At 40.6% G+C, this 17,130-nt stretch carries 19 protein-coding genes and 2 riboswitches; of the genes, 5 read left to right on the plus strand and 14 right to left on the minus strand.

Going from position 1 to position 17,130, the window contains the following annotated elements; genetic code table 11:
* Nucleotides 1-107: 107 nt before the first annotated feature.
* The 3 genes from gcvPB to gcvT are packed head-to-tail and all read right to left on the minus strand — an operon-like array spanning nucleotide 108 to nucleotide 4,030.
* Nucleotides 108-1,565 carry an aminomethyl-transferring glycine dehydrogenase subunit GcvPB gene (gene gcvPB, locus AC503W_RS12820; RefSeq protein ID WP_407406250.1) on the minus strand — a complete coding sequence of 486 codons (1,458 nt, stop codon included), beginning with the start codon at nucleotides 1,563-1,565 and terminating at the stop codon, nucleotides 108-110.
* Nucleotides 1,562-2,905, minus strand: a complete 1,344-nt coding sequence (gene gcvPA, locus AC503W_RS12825; protein WP_403079312.1) for an aminomethyl-transferring glycine dehydrogenase subunit GcvPA — start codon at nucleotides 2,903-2,905, stop codon at nucleotides 1,562-1,564. The genes gcvPB and gcvPA overlap by 4 nt, the downstream gene beginning before the upstream one ends.
* Nucleotides 2,906-2,923: 18 nt before the next feature.
* Entirely contained in the window at nucleotides 2,924-4,030 is a 1,107-nt protein-coding gene (gene gcvT / locus AC503W_RS12830) for a glycine cleavage system aminomethyltransferase GcvT (RefSeq protein WP_494914364.1), read from the minus strand.
* Between the two features lie 97 nt (nucleotides 4,031-4,127).
* Nucleotides 4,128-4,212, minus strand: a riboswitch (glycine riboswitch).
* A 3-nt stretch (nucleotides 4,213-4,215) separates the two neighbouring features.
* Nucleotides 4,216-4,310: riboswitch (glycine riboswitch) on the minus strand.
* Between the two features lie 320 nt (nucleotides 4,311-4,630).
* On the opposite strand from gcvT, the gene AC503W_RS12835 reads away from it, so the two are divergent.
* The 3 genes from AC503W_RS12835 (at nucleotide 4,631) to AC503W_RS12845 (ending at nucleotide 9,093) form a co-directional block, all read left to right on the plus strand.
* A complete protein-coding gene (locus AC503W_RS12835) occupies nucleotides 4,631-6,319 on the plus strand; it encodes a DEAD/DEAH box helicase (protein WP_403079309.1) in 1,689 nt (562 codons plus the stop codon).
* Nucleotides 6,297-7,094 carry a YqhG family protein gene (locus AC503W_RS12840; RefSeq protein ID WP_403079308.1) on the plus strand — a complete coding sequence of 266 codons (798 nt, stop codon included), beginning with the start codon at nucleotides 6,297-6,299 and terminating at the stop codon, nucleotides 7,092-7,094. The genes AC503W_RS12835 and AC503W_RS12840 overlap by 23 nt, the downstream gene beginning before the upstream one ends.
* A 193-nt stretch (nucleotides 7,095-7,287) precedes the next feature.
* Nucleotides 7,288-9,093, plus strand: coding sequence for an IS1182 family transposase (locus AC503W_RS12845; RefSeq protein WP_494917347.1), 1,806 nt, complete (start codon nucleotides 7,288-7,290; stop codon nucleotides 9,091-9,093).
* Here AC503W_RS12845 and AC503W_RS12850 read toward each other — a convergent pair.
* The 9 genes from AC503W_RS12850 to AC503W_RS12890 all read right to left on the minus strand — a co-directional run bounded on the left by AC503W_RS12850 (nucleotide 9,003) and on the right by AC503W_RS12890 (nucleotide 13,826).
* A complete protein-coding gene (locus AC503W_RS12850) occupies nucleotides 9,003-9,215 on the minus strand; it encodes a YqzE family protein (protein ID WP_494914373.1) in 213 nt (70 codons plus the stop codon). The two genes, AC503W_RS12845 and AC503W_RS12850, sit on opposite strands and share 91 nt — an antisense overlap.
* Nucleotides 9,216-9,283: 68 nt before the next feature.
* Complete coding sequence (gene comGG / locus AC503W_RS12855) at nucleotides 9,284-9,640, minus strand: competence type IV pilus minor pilin ComGG (protein ID WP_403079307.1); 357 nt, start codon at nucleotides 9,638-9,640, stop codon at nucleotides 9,284-9,286.
* Nucleotides 9,641-9,662: 22 nt separating this feature from the next.
* Nucleotides 9,663-10,142 (minus strand): competence type IV pilus minor pilin ComGF, encoded by a 480-nt coding sequence (gene comGF, locus AC503W_RS12860; protein WP_403079306.1) that lies wholly within the window; start codon nucleotides 10,140-10,142, stop codon nucleotides 9,663-9,665.
* Nucleotides 10,090-10,428 carry a hypothetical protein gene (locus AC503W_RS12865; RefSeq protein ID WP_402869475.1) on the minus strand — a complete coding sequence of 113 codons (339 nt, stop codon included), beginning with the start codon at nucleotides 10,426-10,428 and terminating at the stop codon, nucleotides 10,090-10,092. The genes comGF and AC503W_RS12865 overlap by 53 nt, the downstream gene beginning before the upstream one ends.
* Complete coding sequence (comGD, locus tag AC503W_RS12870; protein ID WP_402869477.1) at nucleotides 10,415-10,819, minus strand: competence type IV pilus minor pilin ComGD; 405 nt, start codon at nucleotides 10,817-10,819, stop codon at nucleotides 10,415-10,417. Before comGD ends, AC503W_RS12865 begins: the two co-directional genes overlap by 14 nt.
* A gap of 40 nt (nucleotides 10,820-10,859) precedes the next feature.
* The gene (comGC, locus tag AC503W_RS12875) at nucleotides 10,860-11,168 is read right to left on the minus strand and encodes a competence type IV pilus major pilin ComGC (RefSeq protein WP_402869479.1); all 309 of its coding nucleotides are present in this window, start codon (nucleotides 11,166-11,168) and stop codon (nucleotides 10,860-10,862) included.
* Nucleotides 11,169-11,249: 81 nt separating this feature from the next.
* Nucleotides 11,250-12,308: a competence type IV pilus assembly protein ComGB gene (comGB, locus tag AC503W_RS12880; RefSeq protein WP_494914377.1), complete on the minus strand. Its 1,059-nt coding sequence runs from the start codon at nucleotides 12,306-12,308 to the stop codon at nucleotides 11,250-11,252.
* Nucleotides 12,268-13,344 (minus strand): competence type IV pilus ATPase ComGA, encoded by a 1,077-nt coding sequence (gene comGA, locus AC503W_RS12885; protein ID WP_403079302.1) that lies wholly within the window; start codon nucleotides 13,342-13,344, stop codon nucleotides 12,268-12,270. Before comGA ends, comGB begins: the two co-directional genes overlap by 41 nt.
* A 101-nt stretch (nucleotides 13,345-13,445) precedes the next feature.
* Complete coding sequence (locus AC503W_RS12890; protein ID WP_402869485.1) at nucleotides 13,446-13,826, minus strand: Spx/MgsR family RNA polymerase-binding regulatory protein; 381 nt, start codon at nucleotides 13,824-13,826, stop codon at nucleotides 13,446-13,448.
* 214 nt (nucleotides 13,827-14,040) lie between these two features.
* Between AC503W_RS12890 and AC503W_RS12895 the strand changes: the two genes are divergently transcribed.
* Complete coding sequence (locus AC503W_RS12895) at nucleotides 14,041-14,742, plus strand: helix-turn-helix transcriptional regulator (RefSeq protein WP_402956539.1); 702 nt, start codon at nucleotides 14,041-14,043, stop codon at nucleotides 14,740-14,742.
* A gap of 85 nt (nucleotides 14,743-14,827) precedes the next feature.
* A complete protein-coding gene (locus AC503W_RS12900) occupies nucleotides 14,828-15,070 on the plus strand; it encodes a DUF2626 domain-containing protein (RefSeq protein ID WP_402869489.1) in 243 nt (80 codons plus the stop codon).
* Between the two features lie 50 nt (nucleotides 15,071-15,120).
* On the opposite strand, the gene AC503W_RS12905 is transcribed toward AC503W_RS12900, so the two are convergent.
* Complete coding sequence (locus AC503W_RS12905) at nucleotides 15,121-16,218, minus strand: class I SAM-dependent methyltransferase (protein ID WP_407408271.1); 1,098 nt, start codon at nucleotides 16,216-16,218, stop codon at nucleotides 15,121-15,123.
* 111 nt (nucleotides 16,219-16,329) lie between these two features.
* Nucleotides 16,330-16,956 (minus strand): MBL fold metallo-hydrolase, encoded by a 627-nt coding sequence (locus AC503W_RS12910; protein WP_402986246.1) that lies wholly within the window; start codon nucleotides 16,954-16,956, stop codon nucleotides 16,330-16,332.
* Nucleotides 16,957-17,130: the final 174 nt, after the last annotated feature.

Raw genomic sequence — 17,130 nt, forward strand, 5'->3', positions numbered from 1 at the left:
TTCAATAGGGAACTCATGCTTAACAGGCCAAGCATGTTATTTCCCGAGATACATATGAATTTCACCAACTAAAAAACCCCCGCCATCTGGCAGGGGTTTTTTCAGCATCATGCTTGATAACGAAGAATTGGTTTTCTAGCGGCCAATGTTTCATCCAGGCGTTTAATAACCGTGGTATGGGGTGCCTCCTGAACGATTTCAGGGGTTTCTTCGGCTTCCTTGGCTATTTGTATCATTGCATCTATGAAAGCGTCCAGTGTTTCTTTTGACTCCGTTTCCGTCGGTTCGATCATCATTCCTTCTTCTACATTTAACGGAAAATATATGGTAGGTGGATGATACCCAAAATCAAGTAGTCTTTTCGCAATATCTAATGTACGGACTCCCAACTGCTTTTGCCTCCGACCACTCAATACAAATTCATGCTTACAATGGCGATTATATGGCAAATCGAAAAATGGTTCCAAACGTCGCATCATATAATTTGCATTGATGACGGCATTCTCCGTAACGGCCTTAAGTCCATCCGGTCCCATTGACCTTATGTACGTATAAGCCCTTACATTGATGCCGAAGTTCCCATAATAGGGTTTGACCCTTCCAATGGATTGTGGACGGTCATAATCAAGGACAAACTGATCGCCCTCTTTTGTCACGATCGGTTTAGGCAAATAGGGAATTAAATCCGACTTCACCCCAACCGGACCTGAACCAGGTCCTCCTCCGCCATGGGGTCCAGTGAATGTTTTATGGAGATTTAAATGAACAACGTCAAAACCCATATCTCCTGGACGCACTTTGGAAAGAACAGCATTCAGGTTAGCCCCGTCATAATAAAGCTTTCCACCGGCGTCATGGACAAGCTGTGCCATCTCCAGGATGTCCTCTTCGAATAAGCCTAATGTATTTGGATTCGTAAGCATTAATGCTGCTGTATCTGGTCCTACCACTCGCTTCAAGTCTTCAAGGTCCACGAGCCCGAATTCATTGGATTTTACCGTAATCGTCTCTAGTCCGGCAACTGTTGCCGAAGCCGGGTTCGTTCCATGGGCCGAATCGGGGACGATGACTTTCGTACGGTTTACATCTCCATTCGCTTCATGGAAAGCCCTGATCATCATGAGCCCAGTCCATTCACCATGCGCCCCGGCAGCAGGCTGCAAGGTCACTTGATCCATTCCTGTAATTTCCGTCAAATGTTCCTGAAGGTCAAATAACAACTCTAGGGCACCTTGGACGGTTTCTGGGTCCTGGTATGGATGAATATGGGCAAAACCATTGTACCTGGCGACATTTTCATTAATTTTCGGATTATATTTCATCGTACAGGAGCCGAGTGGATAAAACCCAGAGTCCACTCCATGGTTCCGTTTGGATAAAGCCGTATAATGACGCATGATATCAAGCTCGGAAACTTCCGGAAGCTCGGCTTCCTCCGTACGTATATATTCCACAGGCAGGATTTCTTCTAGTGGAGTATCCGCTACATCCATTTCAGGAAGGCTATACCCGATTCGACCGGCTGTACTGATTTCAAAAATGAGTGATTGATCTTGATTATTCATAGTTGATCCCCCAGTTCCTGCGCAAATGCATCGATTTCTTCTTTTGTTCTTAATTCCGTTACAGCCACTAGCATATGATTTTTCAACTCGGGATAAACGGAGCCCAGGTCAAAACCACCAATCATTTCTTTTTCAAAGAGCCTCTTATTGATATCTTTGTAGGGAAGAGGCAACTTAATGACAAATTCATTAAACGAAGGTCCTTCAAAGACCACTTCAATTCCTTGTGCTTGGAGCGTCTTTTTTGCGTAATGGGCTTTTTGAATATTCTGGACGGCCATTTCTCTGACGCCTTTTTTCCCTAGAGCAGTCATGGCTACAGAGGCTGCCAATGCGTTCAATGCCTGATTGGAACAAATATTGGATGTAGCTTTGTCACGGCGTATATGTTGCTCACGTGCTTGGAGCGTCAATACGAAGCCCCGTTTTCCATCCTCATCCACTGTCTGACCGACTAAACGGCCCGGGACTTTCCGTAGCAGTTTTTTCGTGACCGCGAAATATCCGCAATGAGGTCCGCCGAATGCGGCAGGAATGCCGAATGGCTGAGCATCACCTGTCACGATATCGGCACCGAGTTTTCCCGGCGGAGTCAATGCACCAAGTGCAAGCGGATTACTCGATACGATAAACATCGATTTCTCGTTATGTATGATTGCTTCCATTTCCTTCAACGGTTCGATGCGTCCAAAGAAGTTGGGGTACTGTACGATGACACCTGCAATATCATCTGAAGCCAGGTCTTTTAAAGCAGCAATATCTGTGACTCCGTCTTTATGAGGAATCTCGATGACCTCCACCCGTTGACCCTTTGCGTAGGTTTTCACCACTTCCCTTGATTCAGGATGGACAGTAGATGATAATAGAATCTTTTTCCGGCGCGTTTGTCCGGCGGCAAGCATGGCCGCTTCGGCTAAGGCTGTTCCACCGTCATACATCGAGGAATTCGCCACCTCCATACCCGTCAATTCACATATCATCGTTTGATATTCAAAGATGGCCTGAAGCTCTCCTTGAGAAATTTCCGGTTGATAGGGAGTGTAGGCTGTATAAAACTCCGAACGGGATAGGACGTGATCGACGATGACAGGCGAATAATGATCATACACGCCAGCCCCAAGGAAAGATGCATAGTTTTTCAAATCCGCATTTTTGGAAGCCAGTTTCGATAGTTCCTTCATTAAAGCTGGCTCTGATTTTGCTGGTTTTATGTCATATTCACCTTGAAATCGGACATTTTCTGGTATATCGCTGAAGAGATCATCGACGGTTGTGACCCCTATAACTTCCAACATTTCTTTTTTATCCTGCTCTGTCATCGGTAAGTAACGATGTTTCATCTTATGGACCATTCCCTTCTATTTTCGTGTATTTTTATAAAAAGGTGTTTGGATAACAATGGCTTTCAGTCTCTTAGAACGGATTTCCACTTCTACTTCCGTGGATAGACTTGAGTGATTTTTATCGATAAGGACCAATCCTACATTTTTATTCAATGTTGGTGACTGAGTCCCTGTCGTCACTTCGCCAATGAGTTTCTCCCCGTTATATACTTTATAGCCATGCCGAGGTATGCCTCTGTCAATCATTTCGATGCCAACAAGCTTACGTGGTGCCCCTTTTTCCTTTTGTTCGGCAAGCACGGCTTTCCCAAAAAAGTCTGACGCCTTATCCGGTTTAACCGCAAAACCAATCCCCGCTTCGATTGGGGTGATATCCGGCGAAAGCTCTTGACCATAAAGCGGTAGTTTTGCTTCGAACCGAAGGGTATCACGGGCCCCCAGTCCAATCGGTTGTATCCCATCATCTTTACCAGCTTCCAAAATTTCTCTCCAAAGGGCTGGACCATCCTCACTTCGGCAATATATCTCGAAACCATCTTCCCCCGTATACCCTGTACGTGAAACCATCGTGGATATATTATGAATGTGGACGTCTTCTTTAAATTTAAAAAAGCCAATTGTGCTTAAATCAGTTTGGTCGGTAATCTTCTGCAATACTTTCTCCGCTCGAGGACCCTGCAGAGCAAGTTGCGCATAATCGTTTGAAACATTATTGATGCTGACACCTTCCATACCATTCGCCTGAAGCCAATTGAAGTCTTTCTCGATGTTGGCTGCATTGACCACAAGCAGATAATCCTCTTCCGCTTTTTGGTAAACGATAAGATCGTCCACGGTCCCCCCATTTTCATAACACATGGCTGTGTATAGCGCTCCGCCCTGTTTCAGCTTGGCTACGTCATTCGTCAGCATCTTTTGTAAAAAAGAAAGGCTCCCGAAACCTTTTACCTCAATCTCTCCCATATGCGACACATCAAATAAGCCACCTCTTGTACGCACAGCTTCGTGTTCATCTTTTATGCCGGTAAACTGCACAGGCAGTTCCCACCCACCAAAATCGATCGTTTTTCCACCGTGCTCACTGTAAACCTCGAATAATGGCGTTCTTTTTAAATTGCTCAAAAAATGACCTCCTTCAATTTTTTTGCTTGTTCTCTTTCAGCTGATATTCCTTAAAAAAAGACACAAAAAAGGACAGAGAAAGCCAAAATGGCTTTTTCTCTGTCCTGAAACCTGAAAGTTTACCTATTATTATAGGTTTTCCCCTTTGGTGGCCGTCATTAAATAATTGGCGCTCTCCAGAGTCGCGTCCGATAAGAGTTCATTTGCCTGAGAGATTCACTGCTAAGTTTGCTCCTTCGGCGCTACATATGTAGATGGTAGTCTCTCCCCTTATCCTCACCCGCATATTGATGGAAAAGACTGAAAATTCTCCACCTGATGGTCATCCATTTGCGTGAAATGGGTACCAATCTGCTCATTGTTGATCTTTGGATAAAGCACTATCCAAATGCTAATACTATAATAACTAAAATTATTATCCAAGAAGAATATTTTCCTTCTAACTTCAGTACTATTGCAATTTTCTAAATATATTTACATCCTACCCTAAGATACTTTACTCTGCAATAACTTTTGTGGAGAAAGATTTTATTACCCTATAAAAAGGTTCATGGTTTAAAGAAACTAAGAAAATTATGTTTTAAGAAGGAGCAAGAATCAATGAAAATCAATATATCCTTCAGTTCTGAATGGAATGATGAATTTCTGCAAAAGATGGAAAACGACGGTCCATGGGGAAATTGGGATCTTTATAAACTGGCCATCCAAATGGAAGAGAACCTAATTATTCCTGATTTTGAAGGCTTACAAGCGCCAAAGCACCTTCAACAACTGACTCCCCTTCCCCATCAATTAGAGGCAGCACGTCAGGTGGTTGAACAGATGAATGGCAAAGCCATATTGGCTGATGAGGTCGGTCTTGGTAAGACTATCGAAGCAGGATTGATTTTAAAAGAATATATGATTCGGGGACTGGTTAAAAAGGTTTTGATCCTTGTACCCGCATCACTTGTCACCCAATGGGCTTTCGAACTGAATACGAAGTTTCATATTCCTGCAGTCGTTCAAAGGAAGAGTTATGTATGGGAATCATGCGATATCGTCATATCCTCCATCGATACGGCTAAGCGAGCCCCCCATCGGGATATCATTTTCAATCAAGAATATGACTTTATCATTATTGATGAAGCTCATAAACTTAAAAATAATAAAACGAAAAATTATGAATTTGTCCAAAATCTTAAAAAGAAATTCTGTTTATTGCTGACTGCTACACCCATTCAGAATAAAATCGAGGAAATCTTTAATCTCGTTTCATTATTAAAGCCTGGACACCTAGGAAATGCCGCACTCTTTTCCGAAAAATACAAAGGGAAAGGCCGGAACATTCTAGAAGATGAGCACTTAAAGGAGCTTGTCAATACGGTCATGATAAGAAACCGACGTGCCGATACTGGAATTGAATGGACGAAACGGCGTGTAGAGACAATCATCATTGAATTTTCACCAACTGAACAAGCCTTGTATGATGCCGTAACGAAGTTTAAACCAATATCAGACGGAACAAAAGGAAGTGCTTTTTCTTCACTCACCCTTCAAAGGGAAGCATGCAGCAGCCGAGAAGCAGTCTACTATACATTGAAGAATATGAAGGAAAAATACAAAGAACCATCGGCTGACTTTGAAGCAAGATTAGATGATCTGTTTGAGAAAGTAAACCTCACCGAACAAAATTCAAAGGCAGAGAAGGCTTTGGAACTTATTAAGAAAATTGATGACAAGGTCATTATTTTCACCGAATATCGCGCTACACAGCTTTATCTACAATGGTACCTGCAACAGCATGGCATTTCATCCGTTCCATTCCGCGGAGGGTTTAAGCGTGGTAAAAAAGATTGGATGAAGGAACTATTCCAGAAGAAAATCCAGGTATTGATTGCCACCGAAGCCGGAGGAGAAGGAATCAACCTACAGTTTTGCCATCACTTGATCAATTTTGATTTGCCTTGGAATCCAATGAGGTTGGAACAAAGGATTGGACGGATTCATCGACTTGGTCAAGAAGAAGACGTCATGATTTATAACTTTGCCACTAAAAATACAGTCGAAGAACATATTTTGAAATTGCTATATGAAAAAATCCACTTATTTGAAAAGGTAATTGGAGAACTGGATGATATTTTAACGAAGTTGGATATTAACAATATCGAGGAATATTTAATTGATGTTGTCGGAGAGTCCAAATCAGAAGGAGAAATGAAAATTAAAATGGATAATTTGTCATCCATGATTCAGTTCGCACAAGCTATGAAGGATGGTGAAATCCATGCAGCAACAGGAAATTCATGATTTTTTAATAACCTACTTTCAATCCAACGCATGTGAGGTGTTGGAAAATACCTCTTCATATCTCACTGTTCAGTTAACGATCGAAATGGATAAGGAACTTATGAACAGACCTTTTTATTGGCACTATCTCGAAAAAACCGGTGGGATACCGAGTCCTGGCATGCTTACGTTCATCACCCAACCCGAACTGGCACCGCCTGACTTGAAAGGGGAAATCATTCATTTTGGTTCGCCACGGCTCCACCAAATTATCCAGTCGACCAAGAGGCTGGCAGGTTTCATCAGGCTTTTTGAGGATAGGCCTCCCTTAAAGACGGGCCAAAGTCCACTTTTTCCTTGGCTCACCCAAAATGTAAAAATCTCTTATCAGTGTGACAGAAAAAAAGATATCTTCATGTCCATAGGACTTAATTTAATTTCCGGTGAATTCATAGAAGGATTTCATGAGCGTCTCCTGTCGGTCAAGGTCACTCCCAAAATACCGGATTATTCTTTTACACTTTCCCCCTTGATCATGCCTAAAAGCGGGCTATCCAGACTGGATACATATATTCGTAAAAGCTTCGAGAATGATGATCATACCTGGGCGGAAGAAGCGATGGAACGGTGGCAGACAGACTTGAATCTATTGGAACATTTTTATAAGGATATGGAAGATAAAAGCGAAAGCTATTTTACTGAGAAACAGGCATTGCAAGCCCAATATGAGCCAAATATCCAAATTACCATCATCAATGGCGGGCTATTCTATTTATCCGACCAATCATTAGCATAATGGTCTCTTTAGCCAATCATTAAGAAAAGGGGCTGTCCCAAAAGTCAGGAATATGACTTTTAGGGCAACCCCTTTTTTTTATAAATTTATGCACAAAAAAATCGCCCTTTTTAGTAAAATGAAGTTACCAGACAACATTTAGAAAGGACGATTTTTTATGAGCAATCCAAAGATTACTACAGAAAATTATAACATGGAACAAACTTTACTACCACTCTGCATACATGAGGAAACTGTCGTTCCCCAAAAACGAAATGTCACACCTACTTTTATTCCCTATGATAATCAACAAACAACTGTGATTTTTGATATTCAGGATCTGATTCCAGCTTACCACGTCGCGCGTGTAATCGATCAAATGATTGAATCAGTAGAAGATAAAGTCTTTTTCGAGCACTATAATGGTGGCGGACGTAGCTCTTACCATCCCAAAATGATGACGAAAGTCATTTTGTATGCCTATTCTCAAAAAGTCTATTCCTGTCGTGAAATCGCCAAACTGGTTGAAGAAAATATCCCAACAATGTGGCTGGCTGCCTTGCAGAAACCGGATTATCGAACGATTAATCGATTTCGTACACAACAAATGGAAAAGCTCCTTCCGAAGCTATTTGAAGAAATGATCCATCAACTAATAGAAGAAAAGCACATCACAATGGAGAACTATTTCCTAGACGGAACAAAAATTGAAGCAAGTGCAAACAAGTATTCATTTGTGTGGAAAAAGGCGACGACCAAATTTGAGGCGAAGCTACAAGAAAAAATTGAAGAAACGTACCAACAGATTCAGACCATTACAAATGAAGAAGGGCATGAACTGTCTGCTCAAGACGAAACGTCCTTTTTAACGGCAGAGGAAAAACTAACTCAAATAGAAAAAGCATTAGTGAAAAAAGTTGAAAAAGAAACGAATGGTATCCAGCTTGAAGAAGATGTCCAGGTACGAAAAGAAAAACGACGGGAACTCAGTCCGGTTAAGAAACTATTGAAATTAGTGCGTGAAGACTTAGGTCCACGATTAGTAAAATATAAACAACAAAACGCTCTATTTGGCGATCGAAATAGTTATTCTAAAACTGATACGGATGCGACATTTATGCGAATGAAAGATGATCATATGAATAACGGACAACTAAAACCTGGTTATAATATTCAAATGGCAACGGAAAATCAATTCATTCTTTTTTATACGATACATCAACGTCCAACTGATACACGGTGTTTTAAGCCCCATATAGAGGCACTGAAGAATACATCGCTACCATTCCCGAAAAACGTCATCGCAGATGCCGGCTATGGCAGTGAAGAAAACTACCTCTACTCTTTGGAGGAAGAATTTGAAGCTTTGATTCCTTACAATACTTTTTTAACGGAACAAAAACGGAGCTATAAAAAAGATATTCGTCATGCGAGTAACTGGGCATATGATGAACAAAAGGATGAATACACCTGTCCAAATAACCGTAAGGTTTTATTTAAGCGTTACTCGACCCGTACGGATAAAAATGGATTCACACGTGACTTTAAAATTTATGAATGTGAGGATTGTACGGATTGTCCATTAAAATCGCAATGTACAAAGGCGGCAGGAAATCGCCAAGTGCATGTTAATCCAGTTTATGAAGAACTAAAAGCGAAAGCAAAAGTGAACCTTTGGTCTGAATCGAATGCACAAATTTACGCTCGACGAAAAATCGAGGTAGAGAGTGTTTTTGGTCATATCAAGGGCAATAGGTCGTTCCGTCGCTTTTCGCTTCGGGGCTTAACGAAAGTCCAAACGGAGTTTGGCATCGTAGCCATGGCACATAATTTACTGAAGATAGCTGGCTTGCATCAGCTACTTTCAATGAATAATTATAAAAATAGAAAAACAGGTGGAGAAAAACAACTCGTTTTTCTCCACCTGTTTTATTTTAGGGACTTATTAGACAGCCCCTTTCTTTTTTTGACTTTTTTAATGAACATGGACACGGCGAAAGGGACAATCCCAAACCAGTGAGAAACTCTAGGCTCCTTATCCTCTTTCCGATGACGGCGCTTTTCTTTTCTTTCTCTCTTTGTTAAATTGAAATACTGTACGATTTGCTGTGTAATATATTTGATATAAGCGTTCGTAGACATACATTATCACCCATGACCAAGTATGCCCCATATTCGTATTCCATATTCGTTCACCATAAATCGACATGTTAGTCCTTCAGTTTTTCTATCCATTCTATCACTCTACCTAGTTTTTTATCATATAGAATGATGATTCGGCCTGTTCGCTTATTTTTGGTGATAGAAGAAAATTCGATATAGGCATATCGCACATCCTGCTTCGTTACCTTATAGTGAACATCACCATTAGGATAGGCGATTTCCCCCTGAATGCTTTTGGGTACCTCATCCTCCCATTCGGCTGTCACTTCATTAACGGCCAGATGCACTAAGTGATCGGAAAGTAAGGTCTCTTCTACTTCTTTATAAAATTTTTTATCAATAACGAATTGATCAATCATCAGTATCGTGAACATGATAAAAACACTAGCTATAATCATAACCATTGGGAATATGACTCCTTTTTGATTATTCATCAGCCACCAACTCACTTTTAATGAAGGGATGGAACCTTCGTATAAAGGTCTGACCTGCTTTATCCGTTATATTAAGTACGATGACGTTGCCATCCTTTTCAACCTTCACATTCGAAATGTTCTGGAGTATGACCTCATGGCCCTCCCCGTTAACCCGTCTTCTAAGCTTGTCATTATATTGCTCGATTAAAGACAAATCCTCTCCTGAAAGTAAATATAATTTATTCCCCACAACATCCTGGCTTTTGGAGCTTCTGACTTCCTGTTGCATTTGCAACGTAAAGAGCTCCCACTCTTTAGGATGTATTCTATTTTTTGTTCCTATCTGGGATTGAATGATTGAGAAAAACTGGAGGATAAAAAGGGAAAGGGTCAGCAGGATCATTAAGGAAAAGAGCATTTCAATCATGGTAAACCCTTCACTTTTTCGCAACATCACAAATCGATTCATACTTCCCCTTTGCATTTTCATATCGGACACATCCTTCAACCATATCCGGAAACTCCTTTTGGACATTCCAGGTCAATTCATACGATTTTTCCTGGTACGTAATTTCTTCGTGGATAGCCTGTATTTCCCCATCCATATATGCCAACAATCTTTCATACAGCAAATGATGGGCATCCGCCCTCAAAACTACGTTCTTACGATTGGACATCGAATCTTCAAGAATAGGAAGCATGGAAATCACTAGGAATACACAAATGGAAAAAGAGGCTATCATTTCCAAGTAGACGTATCCTTTACTGTTTCTCAATCCTGAACCTCCCTTTACCGATATTGACCACCAGCTTGTATTTCCCCTTTGAAGTATCAATGGTCATCGTACCGGCTTTTGAAGCATTTCCATATTGATTGAAATAAAAAGAAGCCCCTAATGTCCCATTCATGAACTGTACGTCCGGCGGTATCTTTCTCTCTAGTATCACTTCTTCCTTATAAGAGTAAATCGTGTAAATATCGTTATCCACATAGAAATAAATCAAGCTTTCGTGACTTATTGCATACTGTTGTGCATAAAAAATATCTTCATTCAATTGATTAAGGAACATCTTATTTTGCATTCCCTTTGAAAAACTTGGATATAGGTTAAGGCCTAGAGTGCTTAATAGAATAAATACCACAAGGACAATCAGGGTCTCGGACATGGTGAATCCTCCGGAGGAAGGGTTATCCTCCCCGAATATTCTACTCAACGACTGTAACCTTTCCTTTATTGTCAATGCTGATGCTGTCCCCATTCGGACAGGATTTCTGTTTAAGGTATCCTTGAGTTTCCAAATCATTAATACCGGAAGGCAACTTGGAATTGTCTATCTCATAAGCTTGGACTTGGGCCTGAACCATTTTGACAAAAGCCTCACACCCCTTAGAATGGATGGTCGATTGATGCTTCGTGATGTTCGGTATGGTGATAATCAGCAGAATCGAGATGACGAGCAATACAATAAGCATTTCAATTAACGTAAAGCCTTTTTCGTTTAAATATTTCTTCATATTAATCTGCTAATTACGAAAATAACAAGAATGCACTCAATTATTTTCTGAGCAGATTCACCTCCCATTTTTTCTTGTACCTTATATTCCATCTAGTAGAGAAAACATCGGCAATAAGACAGCCATATAAATAGAAATAATCAATAGCCCGATTATAGAAAAAAGAAGAGGTTGTATGACTTTCATGATGGCGTTCATCCTCTCTTCAATCTTTTCCAATAAAAAACGGCTGTAATGGAGTAACTCAGAATCAAGCCTGCCATACTTTTGTCCATTCGCTGCGATAATCGACAAGTTCTTATCAAAGTACGGTTGCTCTTGAAAGATGGTTTCTAGCGACCTGCCCTCCATTAAATCATCTTTAATGATGGAGCAAAGCTTTTGATAAAATGGTTGCTGCTGGTTTACGGAGAATAATTTAATGCTCTCATTAATAGAAAGTCCACCAGCGAGGAGACCGCTGAACTGACTTGCAAAAAAATACGTTTCATACAACTTGATAAAGGGTCCTGCCAACGGAATCTTCATCAATAATCGCCGTTGTCTTAATGGACATAGTTTGTCGAACCAGAATTGTTTGAATAAATAGAAGATAAGGAGCATTCCAAGTAGGATGAAGGGGATCATCGGGAGGATGACTGAGGATGCAGCCAACACATTCAGGATCATATTCTGTTTAACATTCATCGTCTGAAAAATCGTCTGAAACTTGGGGAGAAGGACACTTTGCAGTACATAAAATACAATGCTCACAAAAAAGAACAGGAAAATCGGATAGATCATGAGTTTTTTCACTTTTTCTGTATCTTCCGTCCGTTTCTTCCAGTAGTCCCCACCTTCCTTCAATGCTCGATCAAGGTCGCCATATTGTTCGCCATAAAATATAAAACTTACAAGCTCTGGATGAAACGTAAGATTCGTCAACACTTGATGCAAAGGGTGCCCACTCCTTAAATCCTGAATGGCCTGATTGAAATCCCCGGCCTTTTTCCTGGATTCCTGAAATTCCAGGAAGTGGATCGCCTCGGCTAAAGGATAACCATGAGCTAATAATTCGCCCAGCTTCGTTATAAAGACAGCTTGTTCTTTCAACGTCCATTTACTTTTTGGTTTCTTCGTAAACCAACCGTTCAAATTCATCGAGATTCACATAGCCCATCGCTACCGCTTTCCCAATTTCGTCTTTCAGCTGACGATAGGTGGCTTTCCCCTTTCCTTTTTCCTCTTTCGTCACCTTCAAGACTTCCGCTAGACTTTTTCCAGTCAGCAACTCATATACGCTGGCCCTTTTATTTCGGTAGGTCATGGAACAATCGGGTGCACACTCGCCCTCACAATGCGGGCATTTCAATTCCACCAGTCTTTGCGCCGTCACACCAATCAAACTCTGTTCAATCTCCAGCCAGCTTACACCGAACTCTAGAAGCCTAGAAATGGCTCCTTGAGCATCCCTTGTATGCATAGTAGTAAGGATTAGATGCCCGGTCAATGCGGCCCGTACTGCAATCTTTGCCGTTTCGGAATCCCTAATTTCCCCGACCATGATAATATCGGGATCATGTCTAAGTACCGCTTTTAAACCGACTGAATACGTAATGCCGGCCTTTTCATTAATTTGGACCTGTAACACTTTATCAGATTCATTTTCTATAGGATCCTCAAGCGTGATGACATTTCGGTTAATCATTTCTTGTGCATGATGAAGCAAGGAGTATAATGTTGTCGTTTTCCCACTTCCAGTAGGACCCGTGAAAATGATCATCCCATGGGAATGTTTCAAAAGCGCTATCAGTTTTTGAGCGGTATTGGGAAATAAGGATAACTGTTCTAGAGGTAGGATATTCTGTTGAGGAATTAAACGGATAACCAAACTCTCGGAGTGAGCTGTGGGTAGGGTGGAAAGGCGAAGTCCAACCACTTTATTGGCGAGATTGACGGTAATGGCTCCGCTTTGGGGCCTTCTTTTCTCGCCAATATCCATTGCGGCAAGAAATTTAAGATGGGAAATGAGCCTCTCGGTTTCAAAAAAGGATAGGGTTTCTTGTGGTACGAGCTTGTTGTCGATTCTAAATTGAATAAGTGGGCCTTCCTTGCGTGGTAAAACGTGGATGTCCGATGCCGAGAGTCTAATGGCACTGGTAAGGATTTTTTCTGCTGTTTTTTCAGTTGATATCAATCATTCATCACCTCCAGATTTTCTTGTAGTAGAATTTCGACGTTATAAGACAAATTCCTTCTAAATAAAAAAAATTCTCGAAAAAAAATTCGAGAATAGACTTATATGCTCATTTTCAATTCTGAGTTATGGGAAACCAAATTTCGTAAAGCATCTTCATTATGACCAATCACTAACTTTTCACCGTCTATGAGAATCGGACGTCTCAATAATTTAGGCTCATTCGTCAATAGATGGAGTACATCGGAAAGCATCATCTCATCAATGTTCACGTTTAATTTTTTGTACGCTTCGCTTCTTGTTGCCAATACCTCATCCATTCCTTCGGTTGTTAATTCAAGTATTCTCTTCAATTCTTCTTCATTCGGTGTATCTTTGAATAAATGACGCTCATCAAAGCTAACATGGTTGGCTTTCAACCACTTCTTTGTTTTACGGCAAGAAGTACAACTTGGATAAGAATAGAAAGTTAATCGATTCATCCTTCATCACTCTCCGTTCACAAATTATTGTTTTTGATTTCCATAATGGAATTGTACAACATTTGTATAATGTTTGTATATACATTTGCACTATAAATCCAATTGAAATGTGAACTTTTTCTTAAATAAGGGAAATTTGTTCTTTCTTTCATTCCAATTTTTTTTGCCTGTATTATAATATAATTAGTTAAACTTGGAATTTTAGGAGGGCACAATGGAACAAACGTTAAGAATTACCAACGTATTAGCCGATCCAACCCGATATTATATCTATCAATATATCGTGAATAATCATCAAGGAGTCTCCGTCCAGCAAATTGCAGACTCCTTTGAAATCCATCCAAATGTTGCCCGTCTTCATTTATCAAAACTTGAAGATGTTGATATGCTTACTTCAGAGGCACGGAAAACTGGAAAAGGTGGCCGTCCGAGCAGGATTTACCACTTATCGGATAAAGTCATTCAACTTCATTTTCCTTTCAGGGATTATCAGTTACTTTCAAAAATTGCCATCCAGACTATGATGACACTCGGCGAAGCAGGCATACAGGCGCTCTATGAAACTGGAAAAACATTTGGAGAAGAGTTGATCCACCAACAAATCAAACTTAAATCAACCTCCATCGATGACTTGACCTTTGATGAAAAAGTCAACATGCTTAAAAATGCAGCATCAATTGCAGGGTTCTCTCCTGAAATACAGGCAGATGAGGCGGAAAATAAAATTCACTTCAGAATTTATAACTGTCCCTTTAAAGAAGTTGCCAAAATTGACCCTAGCACTATCTGCACCATGCATAACTCCTTCTTAAAAGGAATGTTTGAGTCGTTGTTTACCAATGTCCACATCGTGGAATTGGATAATATGATGGAAAATTGCGTAACATGTTCTTATAAGGCATCCATCCTCGCCTAGAAACAAAAGGCATCCTTTACATTACCTTACAATTTCATTTATAATTATTTAGTATGAACACGACTAGACACAGGGAGGTATTCAGATGGAACGCATGTTTAGAGTTTGTGGATTTTGGACAGGGGTTATGGCAATTTTCTTTTATCTTGGCGATATGTACCAAACATCTTTACTTTTCTTCGCACAAACCGGATTTTTTGTACTATTGAGTTACCTGAAGTTGTCTGAACGCATGTATATTTACGTTTTCGGTGCCTATCTTACCGTTTTCTTTGCAGGATTTTCCTACTGGAGCGTATTTATGATGACCCCAGGCGCTGCACATTAAGAGCAAAATACATAACCCATGGACTCTTGGTCCATGGGTTTTATCATGTCTCATTCACGAAACAATTTCACCTTTTCGTCTATATTCTTTGTTTGTACTAAAACCCTAAAGTATTCACTTTGGCCTCCAGGCATGATTAAGCTTCGTATCGCACGGTTACGCTTAGCATGTTCGGAGAATGGGTTTGTTCCTTCGTGATCCCTCAGCCCTTCAAGAATCCCCCCTTTCAGTAAAAAGTCCCGTTGCACCAGGAGATCTCTCAAGGATAGACCCCGGTTAGTCCCAAGTTTGATTAGGGTATCAAAATGGATATGCGTAGTCAGATCCGCTTCCCCTGGTCGTTGGAGTATGTCATTGACCATGTTATGTTGATAAAAACCTCTTAAGCTACCTTGCTGATGAGCTGGTTCGCCCCATTCCAGTTCCGTATAGCCATAATCAAAGGTAAGAAGGATACCCGCATGGAGGCGATTAACGATTCTCTCAAATTCCTCTACCATCTTTAAAGGTACCTCATAACGCTGATTTTCTTTTAATGCAATATTATGCTCCTCCAAGTAGGAGTGGATTTCCTGATTTTCAAGGGATTCCTTTATTTCCACTAATTTATCTTCTTTCACCGTGATGAATATTTCTACAAGCTCTCCATTTTTCTTTTCGATAACATGGACCGGCAATGCATCAAAAAGTTCATTAGAAAACAAGATTCCCTTCACTATTGGGAAGTCTTCGAGATCAGTGGCAAAAACGACCTGTTCGCATGGACGTATCCGCATTTGTTGCAGTTTCCTATGATAAGGACTGCTATCCACCAGGATATATGTAAAATCCTCCCACAGCATTGGTTCTTCTTCTCTTATATACTTGAGAATGTCATGGGCCAGCTTTCCATTTCCAGCCCCCATTTCAACGACACAAGGCGGCAACCCCCTTTCCTTCATTAAGAAGACAAACCACCTAGCAAGAGTCCTACCAAATGCATCGCCAACATTACCAGATGTATAAAAGTCACCGTTCATACCAATCTTCTCTTTTTCACGCATATAATAGCCTAAAGTAGGTGAATAAAGAACAGCTTCCATATAGTCCTGATAGGATATTTTTTTATGTGGACTATTTCCTATCAGTTCATACAGGAACTTTTCCAAATTCCCACCTCCTTTTTCCGAGTACCTTCAGTATAATTACACGAGTCAAAATATTCAATCAATTATAATTCAAAGAAAAACAGGTACCTGATCCGGCACCTGTAGCATCTCTTATTTCAGAAAGGGATTCGTATTCTTTTCATCTAAAATGGTCGTAATGGGACCGTGCCCTGGAAAGACAATTGTATCATCAGAAAGGGGCAATAATTTCGTATCAATACTTTTTAAAAGCACTGATTCACTGCCACCTATCAAGTCCGTTCTTCCTACACTTCCCTGAAACAAGACGTCCCCGGAAAAGAGAAGCCGCTCTTCCTTTGCATAATAGGAGACGCTGCCCGGCGAGTGTCCCGGTGTTTCAAGCACTTCAAAAGTGAATCCGCCAATAGTAAGCTCCTGTTCGTTGGCAAGGATATGGTCTGCCGGCTTCATGCGCATCGGATTATCGGGGAACCAGTTCTGTGAACCATTCAGGGCAGGGTCAAGCAGCCATTTGGCCTCCCTTTCATGGATATACGCAGGAATTTCATAATGATCGCGGATGGCATCCAGTGCTCCGATATGATCAAAATGCGCGTGGGTTAATAAAATGGCCAGCGGTTTAAACTTTTTAGTTTGTATGTACTGAATTATTTTCTGCGGCTCCTCGCCCGGGTCAATAATTAAGCAATTCTGTCCGTCGGAAACGATATAACAATTAGTTTGCAACGGTCCTAGAGGTATTTGAGTCCATTTCATCTTCAACAACTCCCATATTTTCATTACCCTTATCTTACACCAATTTGGCTCTTTTGTTGATACAGTTTACCCATGACATAGAAGTGTCATCTTTTAGGCCTCGACAAACAATTGAAAAAATATTAAAATATTAACAAATGCAATCTTTTCTACATATTTTTGGTAGTTACTTAA

The sequence above is a fragment of the Peribacillus suis genome (assembly GCF_059384845.1).

Excerpts from the sequence above, each read along its gene's own strand:
- gcvPB (WP_407406250.1), bottom strand. The coding sequence starts at position 1,565 with ATGAATAATCAAGATCAATCACTCATTTTTGAAATCAGTACAGCCGGT.
- gcvPA (WP_403079312.1), bottom strand. The coding sequence starts at position 2,905 with ATGAAACATCGTTACTTACCGATGACAGAGCAGGATAAAAAAGAAATG.
- AC503W_RS12835 (WP_403079309.1), top strand. The coding sequence starts at position 4,631 with ATGAAAATCAATATATCCTTCAGTTCTGAATGGAATGATGAATTTCTG.
- AC503W_RS12840 (WP_403079308.1), top strand. The coding sequence starts at position 6,297 with ATGCAGCAACAGGAAATTCATGATTTTTTAATAACCTACTTTCAATCC.
- AC503W_RS12845 (WP_494917347.1), top strand. The coding sequence starts at position 7,288 with ATGGAACAAACTTTACTACCACTCTGCATACATGAGGAAACTGTCGTT.
- AC503W_RS12850 (WP_494914373.1), bottom strand. The coding sequence starts at position 9,215 with ATGTCTACGAACGCTTATATCAAATATATTACACAGCAAATCGTACAG.
- comGG (WP_403079307.1), bottom strand. The coding sequence starts at position 9,640 with ATGGTTATGATTATAGCTAGTGTTTTTATCATGTTCACGATACTGATG.
- comGF (WP_403079306.1), bottom strand. The coding sequence starts at position 10,142 with ATGAAAATGCAAAGGGGAAGTATGAATCGATTTGTGATGTTGCGAAAA.
- comGD (WP_402869477.1), bottom strand. The coding sequence starts at position 10,819 with ATGTCCGAGACCCTGATTGTCCTTGTGGTATTTATTCTATTAAGCACT.
- comGC (WP_402869479.1), bottom strand. The coding sequence starts at position 11,168 with ATGAAGAAATATTTAAACGAAAAAGGCTTTACGTTAATTGAAATGCTT.
- comGB (WP_494914377.1), bottom strand. The coding sequence starts at position 12,308 with ATGAATTTGAACGGTTGGTTTACGAAGAAACCAAAAAGTAAATGGACG.
- AC503W_RS12890 (WP_402869485.1), bottom strand. The coding sequence starts at position 13,826 with ATGAATCGATTAACTTTCTATTCTTATCCAAGTTGTACTTCTTGCCGT.
- AC503W_RS12895 (WP_402956539.1), top strand. The coding sequence starts at position 14,041 with ATGGAACAAACGTTAAGAATTACCAACGTATTAGCCGATCCAACCCGA.
- AC503W_RS12900 (WP_402869489.1), top strand. The coding sequence starts at position 14,828 with ATGGAACGCATGTTTAGAGTTTGTGGATTTTGGACAGGGGTTATGGCA.
- AC503W_RS12910 (WP_402986246.1), bottom strand. The coding sequence starts at position 16,956 with ATGAAATGGACTCAAATACCTCTAGGACCGTTGCAAACTAATTGTTAT.